Source organism: Stenotrophomonas sp. 3(2025) (genome assembly GCF_052665395.1).
This window is the reverse complement of the sequence record NZ_JBQOIF010000014.1, coordinates 60,866-79,092: the sequence shown is the minus strand read 5'-3', so window position 1 is coordinate 79,092 and position 18,227 is coordinate 60,866. Positions and strand designations below refer to the sequence as shown.

Annotated in this window: 16 protein-coding genes and 2 pseudogenes; 8 read left to right on the top strand and 10 right to left on the bottom strand. The window is 66.4% G+C overall.

The window, feature by feature from the left end; all coding sequences use genetic code 11:
* The first annotated feature begins 147 nt into the window (after positions 1 to 147).
* The 3 genes and pseudogenes from ACUXVE_RS12330 to ACUXVE_RS12320 form a co-directional block, all read left to right on the top strand.
* A complete protein-coding gene (locus ACUXVE_RS12330; RefSeq protein ID WP_222390476.1) occupies positions 148 to 831 on the top strand; it encodes a response regulator transcription factor in 684 nt (227 codons plus the stop codon).
* A complete protein-coding gene (locus tag ACUXVE_RS12325) occupies positions 809 to 2,194 on the top strand; it encodes a sensor histidine kinase (protein WP_445514493.1) in 1,386 nt (461 codons plus the stop codon). Before ACUXVE_RS12330 ends, ACUXVE_RS12325 begins: the two co-directional genes overlap by 23 nt.
* A gap of 242 nt (positions 2,195 to 2,436) precedes the next feature.
* A pseudogene (locus ACUXVE_RS12320) lies at positions 2,437 to 2,876 on the top strand (LysR substrate-binding domain-containing protein); the annotation flags it as partial.
* A 516-nt stretch (positions 2,877 to 3,392) separates the two neighbouring features.
* Here the strand turns inward: ACUXVE_RS12320 and ACUXVE_RS12315 are convergent.
* The 3 genes from ACUXVE_RS12315 to ACUXVE_RS12305 form a co-directional block, all read right to left on the bottom strand.
* On the bottom strand, positions 3,393 to 4,280 hold the full coding sequence (locus ACUXVE_RS12315) for a LysR substrate-binding domain-containing protein (RefSeq protein WP_445514492.1): 888 nt from the start codon (positions 4,278 to 4,280) through the stop codon (positions 3,393 to 3,395).
* A 39-nt stretch (positions 4,281 to 4,319) separates the two neighbouring features.
* On the bottom strand, positions 4,320 to 5,201 hold the full coding sequence (locus tag ACUXVE_RS12310; protein WP_445514491.1) for an SDR family NAD(P)-dependent oxidoreductase: 882 nt from the start codon (positions 5,199 to 5,201) through the stop codon (positions 4,320 to 4,322).
* Between the two features lie 79 nt (positions 5,202 to 5,280).
* Positions 5,281 to 6,144: a DMT family transporter gene (locus tag ACUXVE_RS12305; protein ID WP_025874055.1), complete on the bottom strand. Its 864-nt coding sequence runs from the start codon at positions 6,142 to 6,144 to the stop codon at positions 5,281 to 5,283.
* 133 nt (positions 6,145 to 6,277) lie between these two features.
* On the opposite strand from ACUXVE_RS12305, the gene ACUXVE_RS12300 reads away from it, so the two are divergent.
* Entirely contained in the window at positions 6,278 to 7,669 is a 1,392-nt protein-coding gene (locus ACUXVE_RS12300) for an aminotransferase-like domain-containing protein (RefSeq protein ID WP_445514490.1), read from the top strand.
* Between the two features lie 69 nt (positions 7,670 to 7,738).
* On the opposite strand, the gene ACUXVE_RS12295 is transcribed toward ACUXVE_RS12300, so the two are convergent.
* Complete coding sequence (locus ACUXVE_RS12295; protein WP_445514489.1) at positions 7,739 to 8,212, bottom strand: hypothetical protein; 474 nt, start codon at positions 8,210 to 8,212, stop codon at positions 7,739 to 7,741.
* A gap of 117 nt (positions 8,213 to 8,329) precedes the next feature.
* On the opposite strand from ACUXVE_RS12295, the gene ACUXVE_RS12290 reads away from it, so the two are divergent.
* Positions 8,330 to 9,013 (top strand): class I SAM-dependent methyltransferase, encoded by a 684-nt coding sequence (locus tag ACUXVE_RS12290; protein WP_222390485.1) that lies wholly within the window; start codon positions 8,330 to 8,332, stop codon positions 9,011 to 9,013.
* A gap of 15 nt (positions 9,014 to 9,028) precedes the next feature.
* Here the strand turns inward: ACUXVE_RS12290 and smqnr are convergent, their stop codons facing one another.
* Positions 9,029 to 9,676 (bottom strand): SmQnr family pentapeptide repeat protein, encoded by a 648-nt coding sequence (smqnr, locus tag ACUXVE_RS12285; protein ID WP_222390487.1) that lies wholly within the window; start codon positions 9,674 to 9,676, stop codon positions 9,029 to 9,031.
* Positions 9,677 to 9,830: 154 nt separating this feature from the next.
* Here smqnr and ACUXVE_RS12280 point away from each other — a divergent pair.
* A pseudogene (locus ACUXVE_RS12280) lies at positions 9,831 to 10,193 on the top strand (MFS transporter); the annotation flags it as partial.
* Here ACUXVE_RS12280 and ACUXVE_RS12275 read toward each other — a convergent pair.
* The 5 genes from ACUXVE_RS12275 to ACUXVE_RS12255 all read right to left on the bottom strand — a co-directional run bounded on the left by ACUXVE_RS12275 (position 10,109) and on the right by ACUXVE_RS12255 (position 15,080).
* Complete coding sequence (locus ACUXVE_RS12275; RefSeq protein WP_222390488.1) at positions 10,109 to 11,704, bottom strand: PepSY-associated TM helix domain-containing protein; 1,596 nt, start codon at positions 11,702 to 11,704, stop codon at positions 10,109 to 10,111. The pseudogene ACUXVE_RS12280 and the gene ACUXVE_RS12275 overlap by 85 nt on opposite strands.
* A gap of 11 nt (positions 11,705 to 11,715) precedes the next feature.
* Positions 11,716 to 13,854 (bottom strand): TonB-dependent receptor, encoded by a 2,139-nt coding sequence (locus ACUXVE_RS12270; RefSeq protein ID WP_445514488.1) that lies wholly within the window; start codon positions 13,852 to 13,854, stop codon positions 11,716 to 11,718.
* A 118-nt stretch (positions 13,855 to 13,972) separates the two neighbouring features.
* Positions 13,973 to 14,362, bottom strand: a complete 390-nt coding sequence (locus tag ACUXVE_RS12265) for a DUF2946 family protein (protein ID WP_445514500.1) — start codon at positions 14,360 to 14,362, stop codon at positions 13,973 to 13,975.
* 227 nt (positions 14,363 to 14,589) lie between these two features.
* Positions 14,590 to 14,844 (bottom strand): hypothetical protein, encoded by a 255-nt coding sequence (locus tag ACUXVE_RS12260; protein ID WP_089239227.1) that lies wholly within the window; start codon positions 14,842 to 14,844, stop codon positions 14,590 to 14,592.
* An 11-nt stretch (positions 14,845 to 14,855) separates the two neighbouring features.
* Positions 14,856 to 15,080: a hypothetical protein gene (locus ACUXVE_RS12255; protein WP_222390492.1), complete on the bottom strand. Its 225-nt coding sequence runs from the start codon at positions 15,078 to 15,080 to the stop codon at positions 14,856 to 14,858.
* A gap of 487 nt (positions 15,081 to 15,567) precedes the next feature.
* Here ACUXVE_RS12255 and ACUXVE_RS12250 point away from each other — a divergent pair, with 487 nt between their 5' ends.
* Both ACUXVE_RS12250 and ACUXVE_RS12245 read left to right on the top strand, forming a co-directional pair.
* Positions 15,568 to 17,895 (top strand): VapE domain-containing protein, encoded by a 2,328-nt coding sequence (locus ACUXVE_RS12250; protein WP_445514487.1) that lies wholly within the window; start codon positions 15,568 to 15,570, stop codon positions 17,893 to 17,895.
* A gap of 76 nt (positions 17,896 to 17,971) precedes the next feature.
* The gene (locus tag ACUXVE_RS12245) at positions 17,972 to 18,199 is read left to right on the top strand and encodes a hypothetical protein (RefSeq protein WP_093817515.1); all 228 of its coding nucleotides are present in this window, start codon (positions 17,972 to 17,974) and stop codon (positions 18,197 to 18,199) included.
* Positions 18,200 to 18,227: the final 28 nt, after the last annotated feature.

The following is an 18,227-nucleotide window of genomic DNA, read 5'->3' as shown; positions in this document are numbered from 1 at the left end:
GCAGGTTCCACGCGCGGGGGGAGCGTTCGGCGCCGAATATAGAAGACAGCGCGCTGCGATCCAGCGAAAAACGCATGAAACATTTTTCATTTGCAGTGCACGCCCGTGGTTGCGAGGATGCGCAGGTCCCAATCTGCAAAGTGGCCCATGCCGCGCGTACTCACCATCGAGGACGACCTTGTCACCGCGGAGGAAATCGCCACCGAACTGCGCAGCCACGGCTTCGAGGTGGACCTGGCCAGCGACGGCAGCAGTGGCCTGGCGCTGGCACGTTCAGGCGGCTACGCGGTGATCACCCTGGACCGCATGCTGCCCGGCATCGACGGGCTTGCCCTGGTCACCACGCTGCGCAATGAAGGCATCGCCACGCCGGTGTTGATGATCAGTGCGCTGTCGGACGTGGATGAACGTGTGCGTGGCCTGCGTGCAGGTGGCGACGACTACCTGACCAAGCCGTTCGCCTCCGATGAAATGGCCGCGCGCGTGGAAGTGCTGATCCGGCGCCAGGGCCAGGCTGCTGCCAGCGACAAGGTGCTGCGCGCCGGCGACCTGGAACTGGACCTGATGAGCCGGTCGGTGCGCCGTGGCGGCCAGGAGATCAACCTGCTGCCGACCGAGTTCAAGCTGCTGGAATTCCTGGTCCGCAATGCCGGCCAGGTGGTCACCCGCACCATGTTGTTCCAGGAAGTCTGGGGCTACCACTTCGACCCGGGCACCAACCTGATCGACGTGCATATCGGCCGGGTGCGCAAACGCATCGAACAACCCGGCCGGCCGCAGCCGATCTTGACCGTACGTGGAACCGGTTATGTCTTCGACGCGCAATCCTGACCATTGGCGCTCATCCAGCAGCCGCCTGCTGGGCCTGTACTGCATCCTGTTCGTGGCCTGGTCCAGCCTGCTGCTGGGCGTGATGTACTGGCGCATCTCGGACTACCTGAACGATCTGACCGAATCGGGCCTGCAGCAGCGCGCCCATCTGTTCATGAGTTTCGATGGCCCGGCGCTGGATGACGCGCTGCGCGACAGCCAGCGCTTCGACCTGCACCAGGTGTATACGTACGGGCTGTTCGACAAGGCCGGCGTGGCGATGGCGGGCCCGCTGACGGCCATCCCCGAAGGACTGCCGCTGGATGGCAACTCGCATCAGGTAGCGGGTTGGACGCTGGTCGATGGCCGCCACGAGAGCGGTGGCAGCGCGCTCGGCGTGGTGACCCGGGATGGCCGGACACTGGTGTTCGTGCGCCAGAACGGCAAGCTGATGGCGGTCAACAGCATCATCCTCGATGCACTGCTGTGGGGCGTGTCACTGACCGTCATCCCCGGGCTGGTGGGCTGGCATCTGCTGCGTCGGCGCCCATTGAAGCGGATCCAGCAGATCGAAGCGGCTACCAACCGCATCATTGCCGGCGACCTCGGGCAACGCCTGCCGGTATCCAACCGACGCGATGAGATCGATCGGCTGTCGAGCATCGTCAATGCCATGCTGGAACGCATCGAACAGCTGATGACCGAGGTCAAAGGCGTGTGCGACAGCATCGCGCATGACCTGCGTACACCGCTCACGCGCCTGCGTGCACACCTCTACCGCATGCGCGTGGGTCTGGACGAACACGACCCGCATGCGGACACGCTGGACAAGGCGCTGGCGGAGACCGACATGCTGATGGCGCGCTTCGCCGCCCTGCTGCGCGTGTCCGAGCTGGAAAGCCACCAGCGCCGTTCGGCCTTCGACGAGGTCGACATCGCCGACCTGCTGCAGGAGCTGCACCAGTTCTACCTGCCGTTGGCCGAAGAGAAGCAACAGGATCTGCAGCTGCAGGTGGCGCCGCAGATCGGCATGCTGCGCGGCGACCGCGAACTGCTGTTCGAAGCGGTGGCCAACCTGCTGTCCAACGCCCTGCAGTTCACGCCTGCGCACGGACGCATCCTGCTGCGCGCGATGGACGACCACGGCGCGCCCCGGATCGATGTGATCGACAACGGGCCGGGCATCCCGCCGCAGGACCGCACCTTGATCTACCAGCGCTTCTTCCGCGGCAGCAGCAGTGCCGGGCAAGGGCCCGGCTTTGGCCTGGGGCTGTCGATCGTGGCCGCCATTGCCGGGCTGCACGGTTTCCGTGTCCGCGCCGGCAGCGCGCCCGGCGGCGGCGCCTGGATGAGCATCCGCGGCGCCGCAGATGGTCTGCCCTGAGCGGAGCCCCGGTACCATCAGCTGCCGGTTCCGAGCACGGCAACGGCCGACGACCGCCGCAGCAGCATATGCAGCAGAGCACCGCCTGCGGTCAGTGCTGACAGCCCCAGCGCACGGAGCAGCACCCCCTCCACACACAGCGGGTGCTTGCCATCCGGCCGGCACAGCGCGCGGCGAGCAGTGGCAGCACCTGCGTCGGCGCGGACAGCGCCAGCATCCGCAGGCCGAGCTGGCGACGCCGCGGCCTGCTGCCGATTGGCCTGCACACCATCGGCTACCGTTTTCTGCCGCCGGTGCTGCCAGGCCTCCAGCAGCGCTACCCTCAGGTGCAGTTGGAACTTGATTTCAATGACCGCCTCGTGGATGTAGTCAGCAAAGGGTTGTCTGCGGTGATACACAGCAGTGAACTGGCCGATTCCAGCCTGATGTCGCGTCGCCTCGGCAGTTTCCACTTCGAGCTGTGCGCAGCGCCGGCCACCTGCAAACACACCGCTGGCGCCGGTCGCTAGTGGAACTGCGTTCACTGCAGGCGCTGCATTTGCGCGTTCCGACCACCGGCACGGCGCAGCCCTGGAGCCTTCCCGGCGTGGATCGCGACGCCGGTGCCGCCCTGGCTACGGCAATGACCTGCAACAACATGGAAGCGCTGCTGGTTGTTGCGATCGGTGCCATGGGCGTGGCCCGGGGGCATCATCGATTGCATGGCCGAACATCCGTTCACCCGTCCCCGTTGAGCAGATAGATGCACCGCCCGCCGCCACTCCCCATGCACGACGCGCATTGCCACCCCCGAGGCAAGCGCCATCAGCGCATTCGTGGCTGACCACGAACAGGCGGCGGGCGATGCGGGTTGGCGTACCGGACAACTCTGGGACTGACCGGCGGATCATTGTGATCCCCACACATCGCCCACCACGGACAGCGGGTCACGAGATCCGCAGGCGCCATCCGTGCGCCTGCCGATCACGTGCCAGAGTTGATTGTGGGACGCCAATCCCAGTCGGCCGATGATGGCCGACGGGGACATGCTGAGTGCTGTCGCCGAGGCGGTATGTAGGGGTTGTCCGCGCCCGCGCCTCAGGCTTGCCGCAGGTGCGATTTCCAAGGGCAGAACTGCAGGACGAGTCACACTCCGCAGGCATGCACGACGCCGATCAGCGTCGCACCACTGCACGCAGCACAGATGCTCAGCTGGCAATCACGACACTACCGGTTGCGCTGCCATCGCCAGGAAATTCTGCAGCACCGGCGCAGGCGATTCCGGGCGCATGCAGAACTGCAACTCGAACGCAGCGTTGCCGCCATCCAGTGGTCGATAGACGATTTCTTCGGGACGGAACCCGGCCATGCTGGCCGGCACGATCGCCACGCCCGCTTCCACGGCCACCAGCGACAGCACTGCGTGCATGCCCTGCGCTTCCTGCACGACCCGTGGCGTGAAGCCGGCAGCAGTACACAGGCCCAGCACCTGCGCGTGGAAGCCGATGCCTTCGGCCGACGGCCATGAAACGAACGGCTCGTCCACCAGCGCGGCGACATCCAGCCGTGGCCGTGCGGCCAACCGATGCGCGCGCGGCAGGGCAATGGCCAGTCGATCATGGTCGAACGCCTGCAGATGCAGCTCTGCGCAAATGATCGGCGGAATCAGGATGCCCAGGTCGATGCGGCCCTCGCGCAGCCACTGTTGCTGCTGCCGCGAGGTGGCTTCGTGCAGATGCAGCTGCACCTGCGCAAACGCATGGCGGAACTGGCGGATCAGTGCCGGCAGTCGCCCATAGAGTGCGCTGCCGACGTAGCCGACACGCAGGCTGCCGGTCTGCCCTGCCGCCGCTTCCCGCGTGCGCTGCAGCGCCTGTTCGGCGTGCTGCAGGGTTGCACGCGCCTCCACCAGCAGCGTCTGCCCCGCTGCGGTCAGGCCCAGCGTGCGGTTGCCGCGTACGATCAGCCCGGTACCCACCTCGTCTTCCAGGCGCCGCATCGCCGCCGTCAATGGTGGCTGCGACATGTGCAGGCGTGCAGCAGCGCGATGGAAGTGCAGTTCTTCGGCCACCGCCACGAACTGGCGGAGCAGGCGCAGATCGATCATTTCATCGCAGGCAGGGGGAGACCTGCCTAGGGTACGCGTTCAACCGCGCGCGTCGACACTCGGCCGTGCAATGACCGGCCACTGCAGGGCCACCGATTCGATGCTGTCCGCTGCCACCGCACGCAGGTCGCGCGGATAGGCCACGTGTTCGGCTTCCTGCAATCGCAATGCATGGAACTGGCCGTTGCTGGCCCGCAGGGTCCAGCCCCCCTGCCGGCACCGCGTAGAGGCAAGGAAGGCGACCCCGGGTGCCACCGCCTCTGGATGCAGTTCATCCGGCTCCCCGTCGATGCCCCACATGCGGGTCTTGGCCACCGGCGACACCGCGTTGACCACGATGCCATGCTCGGCGCCTTCCAGGGCCAGCACATTGACCAGCCCCTGCGCAGCCAGCTTGGCCATCGCGTAGCCGCACAGGCCGCGCTGCGCATACTGCGGGTACAGCGCGCGATCGGAGGTGGTCAGCACGATGCGGCCGCCGCCGGCAGCACGCATCGCAGGCCATGCCGCCTGTGCCAGCCACAGCGGTGTCTTCGCCGCCAGGCACAGCATCTGCTCCAGCGCATCGTCTTCCACCACTTCAATGCCGGCGTAGGCCACCCAGCCGGCGTTGTGGACGATGAAGTCCAGGCGACCATGCCGCTGCAGGATGTCCTGCACGAGCGCGTGGCAAGCGCTGCGCTGGTTGATGGGGCCGCTGGCGGCTTCGACCGGCAGGCCCTGGGCATGCAGTGCTGCCACCGCCTGGGCGATGCGCTGCGGATCGGTACCCGTGCCGTCCGTCGCGGCGCCCACGTCATGCATCACCACGTGCGCGCCACGCTGGGCCAGCAGGCGGCTGTAGGCCAGGCCGAGGCCGCCGGCGGCACCGGTCACCAAGCCCACCTGGCCTTCGAACGAGATACTGGAATCGGGTTTCATCGGCACAGCTTCAACCAAGCGCGCCGGCCCCGGCCAATACTGTTGGCGGCACGCCACGATACGCCGGCGCTATCGCGCGTCATCGGCTGAAGCGGCGGGCGCCGGCCACGCAGATCACCGCTGCCACGGTCACCAGCAACATGCCGGCGCTGACGGTCTCGTGCAGCAGCAGCGCCGCCAGCGCCAGGCCGAAGAACGGCTGCAGCAGCTGCAGCTGGCCGACCGCAGCGATACCGCCCTGGGCCAGGCCGCGATACCAGAACAGGAAACCGACCAGCATGCTGAACACCGCCACGTACCCCAGCGCCCACCAGGCCGACGCGGCGACCGCCGTGAACGAGGACGGGCGCATCGCCACCATCAGCGGCAGCATCACCGGCAATGCCAGCAGCAGTGCCCAACTGATTACCTGCCAGCCACCCAGATGCCGGGCCAGGCGGCCGCCCTCGGCATAGCCGAGTCCGCACACCACGATCGCTGCCAGCATCAACAGGTCGGCCTGCAGAGAGGCTTCGATGCCGTTGCGCGCGGCGTAGCCGACCACACAGGCACTGCCCAACAGCGAGAACACCCAGAACGCCGGACGTGGCCGGTCACCGCCGCGCAGGACGCCGAATACCGCCGTGCTCAGCGGCAACAGGCCCAGGAACACGATGGTGTGTGCCGAGGAGGCGTGGCGCAGGGCAAGCGCGGTCAGCAACGGGAAGCCCACCACCACGCCCAGGCTGACCAGCACCAGACCGGGCAGATCGCTTCTGACCGGGCGCGGCTGGCGCAATGCCAGCAGCAGCACCAGCCCCAGCAACGCGGCGATGCTGGCGCGTGCGGCGGTGACGAAGCTGGCGTCCAGCTCCATCACTGCCAGGCGGGTGGCCGGCAACGAGCCGGCGAAGATCACCACACCGATGAAGCCATTGATCCACCCGCTTGCCGACCGTTCCACACCCTGCTCCAGAAATGCCGGGCAATGGCCGGCCGTGCCCGTCATTGGGCCACCGGGCACGGGCGATACACAGCTACAATCCAGTACAGTCACAAGTAACTGTATTGCCCACAATCCCCCTACAGTCACGCGCATGTCCCGACCGCCCAGCCGCATCGACAGCGTCATCCACGCCGTCCGCTCCCGCATCAGTTCGCGCCTGGATGGCCCGGGCAGCCGCCTGCCCTCGGTGCGCGCGCAGGCCACGGCGATGGGCGTTTCGGTGTCCACCGTGGTCGAGGCCTACGAACGTTTGGCCGCCGAAGGCGTGATCACCGCGCGCGCCGGCTCCGGCTTCTACGTGGCTGGCCCGGCGGCACCACTGGCGCTGGCCGAAATGGAACCGCGGCTGGATCGCGCGGTGGACCCGCTGTGGGTATCACGGCAATCGCTGGAAACCCCGCCGGGACACCTCAAGCCCGGCTGTGGCTGGATGCCCAGCGACTGGCTGTACCACGATGGCCTGCGCCGTGGCCTGCGCCGCATGGCCCGCGCCGACTCCGCGCAGCTGGTGGACTATGCAGGACCGCTGGGCCTGCCGGCATTGCGGCAGACGCTGCAGCGACGCGCGGCCACGCTGGGCATCGACGCGTCGATGGAGCAGTTGCTGCTGGCCGAATCGGGGACGCACGCGGTCGACCTGATCTGCCGCTTCCTGCTGAAGCCCGGTGACTGCGTGCTGGTCGACGACCCGAGCTATTTCAATTACCACGCGATGTTGAAGGCCCATCAGGTGCAGGCCATCGGCATACCGTACACGCACACCGGGCCGGACCTGCAGGTGTTTGCCAGCGCGCTGCAGGAACACGCGCCACGCCTGTACATCACCAACGCCGGGCTGCACAACCCGACCGGCGCGGTGCTGTCGGCGACCACGGCACACCGCCTGCTGGGCCTGGCCGAACACAGCGAACTGATCATCATCGAAGATGACATCTTCGCCGACTTCGAGCTGCGCCCGGCGCCGCGGCTGGCGGCGCTGGATGGATTGTCGCGGGTGATCCATGTCGGCAGCTTCTCCAAGACCATTTCCGCGGCATCGCGCTGCGGCTACATCGCCGCGCGCCCGGACTGGATCGAGGCACTGACCGATCTGAAGCTGGCCACCAGCTTCGGCGGTGGGCACCTGGCGGCGCACCTGATGCAGATTGCACTGACCGACAGTGGCTACCGCCGCCACATGCAGGCGGTGCGCACGCGCCTGGCCGATGCGCGCAAGCACACGCTGCGGCAGGTGCAGAAGCTGGGCATCACGCCATGGCTGCAACCCGATGCAGGGCTGTTCCTGTGGTGCCAGCTGCCCGATGGTCGTGATGCATCGGCGGTGGCCAGGCAGTGCCTGCGCGAAGGCGTCGTGGTGGCGCCGGGCAATGCCTTCAGCCAGTCGCAGCGGGCTGCCGACTACGTGCGTTTCAATGTATCGCAGTGCCAGGACCCGAAGATCTGGCAGGTGCTTGGGAAGGCGTTGCAGACGCGTACACGATGACTGGCGATTGACCGGCCTGTATCGCCTGGAAGCAGACGGGATGAAGCCCGCGCTCTGAAAACCCCGGGCTCAATGGGCGAGGTAGGTCTCTGCCGGGATGTCCAGAAGCTCCGGACCCGAAAGCGCGGCGCCCTGCAGATCGGCGCCGGTATTCAAGGCGTTGTCGATCGCATTGAGCGACGAACTGCGCTGGCAGATCGCCCGGAACGCGGCGCGTGGCCCTTCGTGGCACATGGCCAGGGCGCGCTGGAGACCGGCAGCGAATACAGGCTCACGGTCGAGCGGTAGTTCATGCAGCTCGCCTTGTGCGTCGGAGGCGGTGAAGGTACCGGGCAGCTGCACGCCCAGCTCCATATGACCGATCAGGGCCATGGCAAAGGCTTCAGGCAACCACACCAGCAGGCGTCGCATCTGCCAGTGTTCGCTGCCGAGCGCGAGCAGCGCCCGCTCGGCCTGCTCCTCATCCACGCCCTCCCGTCCCAGCATTGTCAGCGCCAGTTCGAAGACTTCCGCCGATGGCATCGAAGGGCTGCGAGGGTCCATTCCCGATCTCTTCAATGCATGCAGGCGCAGACCTCAAGCAAAGGCGGGCCACTGTGCAATCGACACTTGCCGGGCACGGTAAAGTGGATGTTCGCCATTGCCGCAGGAGTCCTTCCGATGTCCTTCTCCGATCCCCACGCCGTGGCCCGCTACGCGGAGGGCCCGCTACGGCAGGTACCCGGTTTCCTCGGACTGCAGCAGATGAGCCACCTGCTGCTGGCCGAACACGTACCCGATGATGGCCAGGTGCTGGTGCTCGGCGCAGGCGGCGGCCTGGAACTCAAGGCCTTCGCAGAAGCGCACCCGCAATGGCGGATGCTCGGCGTCGATCCTGCCGCGCCAATGCTGGCGCTGGCCGAACAGACCCTGGGGCCGTTGATGGCCCAGGTGACGCTGCTGGAAGGCTACATCGACGATGCCCCGCAGAGCGTCTTCGACGGCGCCACCTGCCTGCTGACCCTGCACTTCCTCACCATTGAACAGCGCCTGCGCACCCTGCGCGAACTGCGGCAACGGCTGCGTGCAGGTGCGCCTTTGGTGGTAGCGCACCACAGCGTGCCGCAGGACGCGGCCGGCAAGCATCGCTGGCTGCAGCGCTACGCCGCGTTCGCCGAGGCTTCCGGCATTCCACGTGCCGATACACAGCGCGCGGCCGAGGCGATCGCCGAACGCCTGCCGCTGCTCTCAGCCGAACAGGAAGTGGCGCTGCTGCAGGAGGCCGGCTTCGAGAACGTGGAACTGTTCTACGCCGGCTTCAGCTTCAGGGGCTGGGTGGCACATGCGCCGGCCACACCGGCATAGCGCCGCGACGCACGCTCATGGCACCACGGTGATGCCGATCCGCTGCATCAGCAGCGCCACCTGCTGCACATCCAGCGTGGCGCCACGCAGGTTGGTGCTGCGCAGGTCCAGTTCGCCCAGTTCGGAGTTGGTCAGGTCGCAATCGGTGAAGTTGGCGGAATTCCAGTCGACGCCATCGAACTGGCCGCCGGACAGGTCCGACCCTGCAAAACTGGCGCCGCTCACGTTGGCACCGTCCCAGCGGTTCTCCCACAGCTCGCACTTCTCCAGCGTCACCCGCGAAAAGTTGGCATAGCGCAGGTTGCTCTTCTTGATGAAGGCACTGCAGAACCAGCTGCGCGTGGTGATCTGGTTCATGAAACTGGCGTTGCTGAAATCGGCACCCTGTGCGCGGCATTCGCTGATTTCCAGCCCCAGCGCCTTGATGAAGTTGAAGTTGCACATGCTGAGGTCGCACTGGCGGAAGCTGGCTTCCTTCAACGTGGCACCACTGAAACGGCACCCGGTGCGCGTGTCGGCATCGTAGAAAACGCAGTTCACGAACTCGGTGGCGGTGAGGTCAGCGCCGGAGAAATCGCATTCGAGGAACTGCTGGTCGACCACCTTCTGGCCGGTGAACTGATCGGCGCCGATGCGCAGCTTATGGTGAACAGTGGAGGGCATGCAGGGTTCCGTGCCGGGTGCCTTGCCATGATGCCGCGCTGGAAAGGCGATGGACAGCACCAACTCGCGCGCGATTCACCAGCGCTGCAGCCGCAGTGTGTACAGGCGTCCCTACGAGTCGCCACCAACTCCCGCTCCTGCACATCAATGCACAGACAACCTGGTGGAGCGCATCGGCCGGCAGAAGGCGATCGTGGTCGGTGCGCTGCTCGCCTGCGCCGGCGTGCTGGTGCTCACCCTGGTCACGCCATGGCAGGCGTCGTTGGTCGGCTACGTGCTGGTCGGCCCGGGCTGCGCCACCATCGCACCGGCGCTGTTCTCGCTGGCTGGCAGCCAGAACCGGATGCCGCGGGCGATCGCCATCACCGCCGTGTCCACCCTCGGCTTTGCCGGCATTCTTGCCGGCCCGGCGCTGATCGGTTTCGCCGCCAATCATTTCGGCCTCATTGCCGCCTTTGTAGGCGTGGCGATGGCGCTGTTGCTGGTGGCAGTGTCGACGCGCTGGCTGCGGGCGTGATGCGCATGGCGGCGCTTGCGCCGGAATGTCATGCGCAACCGCCGGTAACCGATGACGGTTGCCGTTGCACATAACGCGGTGCCTGCCAGGCTGAGCAGGAGCAGCACGACCAGCCGCGCACTGTGCTGCTGCAGCATTGCCGGCAAGTCCCAGCTGTGCAGGAAGGAGAACAGCCAGCGACCTGCGCGCTCGCGCTTGCCCAGCGTCAACAGCGGATCGCCGGTGGCCAGGTCGACATAGACGCGGGTTGCCTCAGCGTCATCGAAATCAGCCATCGCCACCGGAAAGCGGCGTACCGCGGCGCCGTTCATCGCCTCTGCAGCGCGTGGGTAGAAGTAGGCATCGGGCGCCTGCAGAATGGTGAATCCGCGCAGCCCCGCGTCGGACATCGCCGCGACCCTGCCCCGCAACCATTCTGCACCGAACGCAGTGGACACCAGCAGTGCGCCGCCCCGCTCTCTGACCATGCGCGAACCGGCATTGCCATCCAGCACCACCGCGAACAATTCGCCACCAATGCGTCGCCACTGGATCTCGACCGGCACGAACCGCGGCGTGTGCACTGCGGCCAATACTGCAGCCGGCTGGGCAATGGCACCTGTATCCATCGGCACCTCACCCTGATAGCGCCCCACGTCAAGCGAGGCGCGAGAGCTGCTGAACACCCCCAGCGGATTCATCGACATCAATCCACTGAAGATCCAGGTGAACACGAATGCGCTCGCCATCAAGCCGATCAGGTGATGCCAGCGCATCCACGGCTCCTGGTACGGCGTCTTCGACCCTGACCGGTACTGTCCGCGAAACCGCCAGCGCCAGATGCCGACCACGACCCCGCTGATCGCGGCCACCGTGCACAGCGCCGACAGCACGATCACCGTCCAGGTCCAAACCGGGTCCACCGACTGCATGCGCAGGAAGTACAGCCAGTGCAACCACGCACCCACATAGTTCCAGCGCTGCTGCAGGCGCGGTGCATCCAGCACGACTTCGCCGGTCCGCGAGGATACGTAGACATCATCGGGCTGCGCACCACCGACGCCGACGCGGTACAGCGGTCGATGCGGATCCAGCGCGCGCGAATGCGTCCAGCGGTCTTCGTCCAGCGGCATGGCGCCAACGAAGGCAGGGCCGCCGGCGAATTGCGCGGCGGAAACCTCGGCCAACTGCGCCGATACCGGCGGCAATGCCTGTCCGGTAAGCGCCGACCACGCGCCCATGTTCGCGCCGGAGCGCACCACGTAGGCGGGCTCGCCACGCAGCGTCGTCAACACGACCCGCTCGGGCGCCTGTCGAACGGCTTCCGGCAACACGGAAAGTGCCTGCCAACCGCGCGCGTCGGCCAATGCGGGCAGCGCGGCCAACCGCTCCGCTGGCGTCAGCTTCGGGTAGCCGACGAACAGCATCACCATGCCGCTGACGAACCACAGCAGCATCAGCAGGCACCCGCCGATGCCCAGCCAGCGATGCGTCAGGTAGGTCCAGCGTTTGGCGGTGGATCGCAACGACATGGCCTGCGTCCTCAGAAGCGATGGTCGAGGCTGAACTCGACGCGCCGGTCCGCGCCCAGCAACCACTGCGTGCTGGTGTAGTACGCCGTGGCGTAGTACGCCTTGTCGAACATGTTGAACACGCGCGCGGTCAGCCGTGTGCGCGGCGCGGCCTGCCAGGTCAGGGCCAGGTCGGTGGTGGCGTAACCCGGAAGCTGCAGCGTGTTGGCGTTGTCGGCATAGCGCTTGCCCACGTAACGCACGCCACTGGCCACGCTCCAGTCGGGCTGGAACTGCCAGCTCAACCAGACGTTGGCCAGGCGCTCGGCCACGTTCGGCGGCACGTTGCCATCGCGCGAGACGATCACCGCCGGCGTGCCGGTGGCTTCCAGGAAATCCTCGAACCCGGCATTGAGCACGGTCGCGTTGGCATCCAGCGACCACTGTGGAGCGAAGTTCCAGTTCAACGAAGCTTCGATTCCCTTTGAGGTCTGTGCCCCCACCTGCACCCGCCGGTCGGGCTGCAACGGGTCACGGCTGAGCAGGCCGGTCTTGCGGATGCGATAGGCCGCCAGCGTCCACTCGCCTCCGTCAAAGGCCTGCTTCATGCCAACCTCGACCTGCTTGCCCGTGGCCAGATCAAACACGCCATTGGCCGGGCTAATCATCAACAGGCCACTGACCGGGTCGGCCGCCTGCGAGTACTGCGCATAGAGGGTCAATGATGGTTGCAGCGCGAAGACCGTGCCCGCACGCCAGCCGGTGCTGTTGTAGGTCCTGGAGAACGCACGCTGGCCACTGACCAGGTCATTGCGGTCGATCGTGGTGCGGTCGTGACGCAGGCCAGCGAGCACCGACCAGCGCTCGCCCAGTTCCAGCCGGTCTTCCACGAACAACGCGACCTGTTTGGCGCTGTTGCGGTAGCGCGGAAGGTTGGGGGCATCGCTGCTGAACCCACCGGGCACCGGGTTGAAAGGATCCACCGGCCCCGAGCTGCCCGCATAGGTGTTGTTGGTGTGCTTGAAATGCGCACGGTTGGCATCGAAGCCGACGGCGAAACTGTTCGGCAGACCACCTGCATTGCCCAGCAAGCGCAGCGTGGAGGTCAGTCCGGTCTGGTCCTGGTTGTGGGTGATCTGGGTGTTGCCAGAGCGGTCGATCAGGCCGGTGCGCCCGTTGTGGACATAGGCCTCGGCATTGCGCCAGTCGCGCTGGCTGTCGATCTGGTAGACGCGTGTGCGCCACTCCACGTTGTCGTTCGGCGTCCAGGCCGCATCGAGCTGGGTCCAGCGGTCGCGGAAGCGGATCACGCTGTCGGCCACGTTGTAGTTCTCGTGGCGCAGCGCTCCCAGCTGCCGCCCATCGATCAATGGCGTACCGAAGTAGCGCATCGGCTTCTGGTAGCCCTGCGCATGGGTCAGCGTGAACTGCAGATCCGTTCGTGGCTGCCATAGCAGCGCAGCAGAGAACGTGGCATCGCCGTTCTGGCCGCGATCGACCCACCCGCTGCTGTAGTTGCCGCTGACATCCACGCGGTAGGCCAGCGCCGGCGTGAGCGCACCGCCACTTCCGAATCCAAGCCGCGCAGTATCTTCGCTGCCCACGGTCACGCTGACCTCATTCTCGATGGCGCCGCGCGAAGGCTTCTTCGGCACGATGTTGACCACGCCGCCGATGGCGCCATCGCCGCGGATGACCGAGGCCGGCCCGCGCAGCACCTCGATGCGCTCGACCGACCAGGTATCGAACGGAAAGGTGATGCCCACACCACCGTACTGGCGCAGGCCGTCGTACAGGCGCATCACCGAGGCGCCATCGGTGAAGCCACGGCTGGACAGCGCACTCAGGCCGTTGCCGGGATGGGGCATGGCACTGATCGCGCCGGCGCGGATGATCGCGTCGTTGAGATTGGAATCGCCGCGCTGTTCCAGCTGCTCGCGTGAAATCACCGTCAGGCTGGCCGGCGTCTGCAGCACGCTCAGCCCGAGCACCGAACCGGTACTGGCGGCGGAGGACAGCGAGCCGCTGCGGGTATCGACCACGCGGACGGTATCCAGGGTCGTTGGAGGTACCGCATCGTCGGCAAGGGCGGGCACGGTGTACAGCAGGGACATACACAACGCAGGCAGCGCGGCCCTGCGCAGACGCGCAGGGTTGGGGATTGTTTTCATTTGTTCACGGCATGCTGGGCCGCCCCGCACTGCGAGGCAGCAGAAAGAAGGGCGCACGCGGTAGTGCCAGGCCACGCCTGGCAACCCGGGAAAATCAATCAGCGCGTGCGCAGAGCGCTCAGACGGCCAGCAGCAGCGGTGGCCCGCGCGCTCCCAACGTGCCGCAGATCCGCTGCGGCAACGTCTGCACCGCACCGCGCAGCGCACGGCACACTGGTGCCAGCGGAATCATCAACAGCAGCGCCGCCACCAGCAGGGTGATCAGTCGTGCGGCAATCAGGCAGTAATCGCAGTCCACGCCCATCTCGTGGTCGGCGTGTGGATCGGCCGGCGGCTTCGGTCTCGCTTCGCCATGCTGCATTGCCATCGCGTGGTGGTCGTGATGCCCTTCCATCGCGTGCTGGGTGTGTGCGGCGTGGTCCATGGCCGCCACCGGTGCGGCAGACGCAACCATGTGCCCATGTACCAGCCAGCGGCTCACCAGAGGCGCAAACAGCACCAACAGCATGGCAAGCCATGCCAGGGTCTGGAACCGGCGGTGGAGAACGGAACGGCGCACCCGGCCATTCTACGAGCCCGGGGCCAACCTTGGACCACGTTCAGGGTTGCCACCCCCGTCCTGCGACATCGTGTCGCAGGCGACTGCATGCTGATCCTTGCCCTGTACCGATATCGCCGGAGAGGGACGGAAGGACGCCTGGTGTGACCGCCCCCTTCCGTCCCCTGGCGGCAACGCTAGAACCGCGCCGGTTGCTGCACAGCGCGTTCCAGGAACATGACGCCCGCCTGCAGGCTGTTGCGGGCGTTCTCCAACCAGCGCTCCGGATCGGCTACCGCGAACCGCTCCTGTGCATCCACATCCCCGGAGTCAGCCAGGTCGGCCAACTGCAGATGGATATGGTGCTCCACCAGGCTCATCAATACAGCGAGCTCGGCCGATACCCCGGCGATGCGTTCGGTGAAGCCAGCGTCGTTGCTGTTCAGAGACATGTCCCCTGTTCCTATGCGTTGCGGTGTTGATGGATGGCTTCAAAACGCTCGGCACAGGCAGGCCCACAGAACAGTCTGGCCGGATCGTTTTCGAAGTCTTCGCTGCAGTCCGGGTTTTGGCACTCCCCAGTAGGTATGAGAGAAACAACGTTGCCGGCCCGCACTGCGTGCTGGGCCAAGGCGCGTTGCAGGTGGCGCGCTTCCAGTTCCTGCGCTTCGTCGATGGTGTCCGTCATGCCAGTCGTATTTTATCGGGGGGTGGTCGCACCGATTGAGAACGTCGCGACCGTCGTGCGCGGCATCAGCACGGCATTGGACCGGCGTACTTCATAGGGTTCGTTTTCAGACATGCGGACTCCTTGTGCATGGGGCCCGGGCCGGGCGTTGAGAGAGGGCGGAGGGCCGTATCGAACGGCACCGGCATCATCGGAAAATGCGTTCTCGCTGGCTGCGACGCATCGTTGCGATGAGAACGATCTGCGACTGTCATTCCAGATCCCTCGCGGACAAGGACGCCATGCGAAGCCAGGGATGCAAGGTGTCAAAAGGTGTTGCAAAAACAAGCCCGCTCCGACACCATGATGACGTCACCACCTTCCATCACCCACTGGCCACGTCGCGCCGGGCAGCCGCCGCATGTCCCGCGTACAGCGGGCAGCACACAGCACGTTGGCCACAACCGGCCGCTGTGAACCGAACCACGCTTCAAGGGGACCCCGCCGAATGCATACACCGCACCCAGTGCAGGACATCGTTCCCGCATTCCTGCAGGCCATGCACGCACACGGCATCGTGCCTGATGCGCGTGGCCGAGATGCACTCAATGCGGATGGCACGCTGGTACGCTTCCATGTCGAAGGGGATCGCCGCGGCACCCGTAATGGCTGGGCCGTGCTGTTCGGCGACAACGTGCCTGCCGGCGAGTTCGGCAGCTGGCGTACCGGCCTGCGCCAGGGCTGGTGCGCGAAGTCGCCGACCTCCCTGACCGCCGCCGAACAACGCGCGATCCGGCAGCGCCAGGATGCCGCCCGCGCGGAGCGGGAAAGACAGCAGCGCGAACGCGAGGACGCGGCGGCCAAGGCGGCCAATGTCCTGTGGAACCGTGCAGTGCCTGCCGATGCCAGCCACCCGTATCTTGTGCGCAAGGGCATCCAGGCGCACGGGCTGCGCGTAGCGGCGTGGCCGGTGCGCAACAGCGATGGTCTGGTCTTCCGGCACGTCGACAACGCACTGCTGGTCCCGGTGACCAATACCGCGGGCCGAATCGTCTCGCTGCAGGCGATCTTTCCACGCATGGACCTGGCGCTCGGTCGCGACAAGGACTTCCTGGCGGGCGGCCGCAAACAAGGCTGCTTCCATGTCATCGGCAAGCCGCTGTCCGGCCAGCCCATCGCCATCGCTGAGGGCTACGCCACGGCGGAATCCATCCATCAGGCGACCGGTTGGTGCGTGGTGGTCGCCTGGGACGCCGGCAACCTGGCCGCGGTTGCACGCGCATGGCGCACCGCCATGCCGGACGCAGACCTGGTGATCTGCGCCGACAACGACCAATGGACCCGGCAACCGCTGGACAACCCCGGCGTCACCCAGGCAACGCATGCCGCTGCGGACATCGACGCACGCGTGGTATGGCCGGAGTTCGCCGTTCTGCATGGCGAGGATGACCGCCCCACCGACTTCAACGACCTGCATCTGCGCGAAGGCCTGGAGGCACTGCGTGCGCAGCTGATGCCCGCCCCTCCCGCCACCGGGGATGAAGCGGCCACGGAGGATGATGCTCCGGCAGCGGCTTCCGCGCGCTATCTGGTGCCTGGCAACCTCTCCGCCTTCGACACCTTCACCCCGTTCCCCGACTGCAGCGCACGTGGCCGGCCGTTGCCGACCGCGCGCAACCTGGCCGAACTGTGCCGGCGAACCGGCGTGATCGTGCGCTACAACGTCATCCGCAAGGATCTGGAAATCCTCGTTCCCGGCCTGCAGACCACCGTGGACAACGCCAAGGAGGTCGCCGCCGGCGAAGTGATGGACTGCATGCACCGCGCCGGCATGGCCGTCGCCAGCTTCGAGACCAACCTGTGCCAGGTGGCCGAGGCCAATCCGTACAATCCGGTCGCCAGCTGGGTCACCTCACGGCCATGGGATGGGCAATCACGCCTGCAGGCGTTCTTCGACACAGTGCAGGAAGCCCAGCCCAAACGCATGGCCGACGGCCGCGTACTGAAGGAGATCCTGATGCGACGCTGGTTGATCTCCGGCGTTGCCGCCGCATTCGAGCCCGATGGCGTGGTTGCCCGCGGCGTACTGACCTTCGTGTCGAAGCAGAACCTGGGCAAGACGCGCTGGGCGCGGCAGCTGGCACCGGCCGAGCTGCAGCTGATCGCCGATGGCGTGGTGCTCGACCCCGCCAACAAGGACAGCGTCAAGCAGGTCATTTCCAAGTGGATCGTCGAGCTGGGCGAGGTCGATGCCACGTTCCGCCGTACCGATATCGCGGCATTGAAATCATTCATCTCCCGCAGCCATGATGAAATCCGGCGGCCCTACGCGCGTACCGAGTCGCGCTATGCGCGGCGTACGATCCTGTTTGCCAGTGTCAACGACGAACGCTTCCTGCGCGATGCCACCGGCAATACGCGCTGGTGGACCGTGCATGCAGTGGCGCTGGGCGAGCCCGCCCGGATCGACATGCAACAGGTCTGGGCCGAAGCGCACGCGCTCTATTGCAACGGCGAAACCTGGCATCTGGCGAGTGATGAGCTGGACGCGCTGAACGCCACCAACAGCGAACACGAGCCGATCTCGCCGATTGCCGAACTGATCGACCGTCACTTCGACTGGTCGCTGCCTGCCGAGCAGCGGAACGTGCCCTATCGCGCCACCGAGATCGCCATTGCCGTGGGCATCGACAAACCCAACCGCCGTGACGTCAACGAGGCAGCAGCCTACGTGGTCAAGCGCCATGACGTACGCACCAGGCTGATCGGCAAGGAACGGGCGAAAGTGTGGCTGATGCCACCGCGCAGCCGCAGCGCCGGCGAGGGGCGACAGTAGATGAAAGGTGTTGACTAAGAAATACGGCAAAGGCAAGATACCGGCAACGGCCACGCCACCTTCCAGGAGCCCAGCCATGCCTCGCGCCCGCCTGCACGCCTTCGAAGGCGAACAGCTGACCGTGCAGCAGATCCATCAACGCGTACCGGTTCTATCGCAACGGACCATCCGCGCCCACCTCGCCGCCGGGCGCCGCACGTCCACGGCCATGCTGTGCTTCGACCCGATCGCCGCCGCAGCACGCGGTGGCCGCATCACCCAGCGCATCCTGCGCGCCCGCAATACCACCGGCAGCGAGTGCTGACTGCCGACGCGCCTGCGTCTTCCCCCAG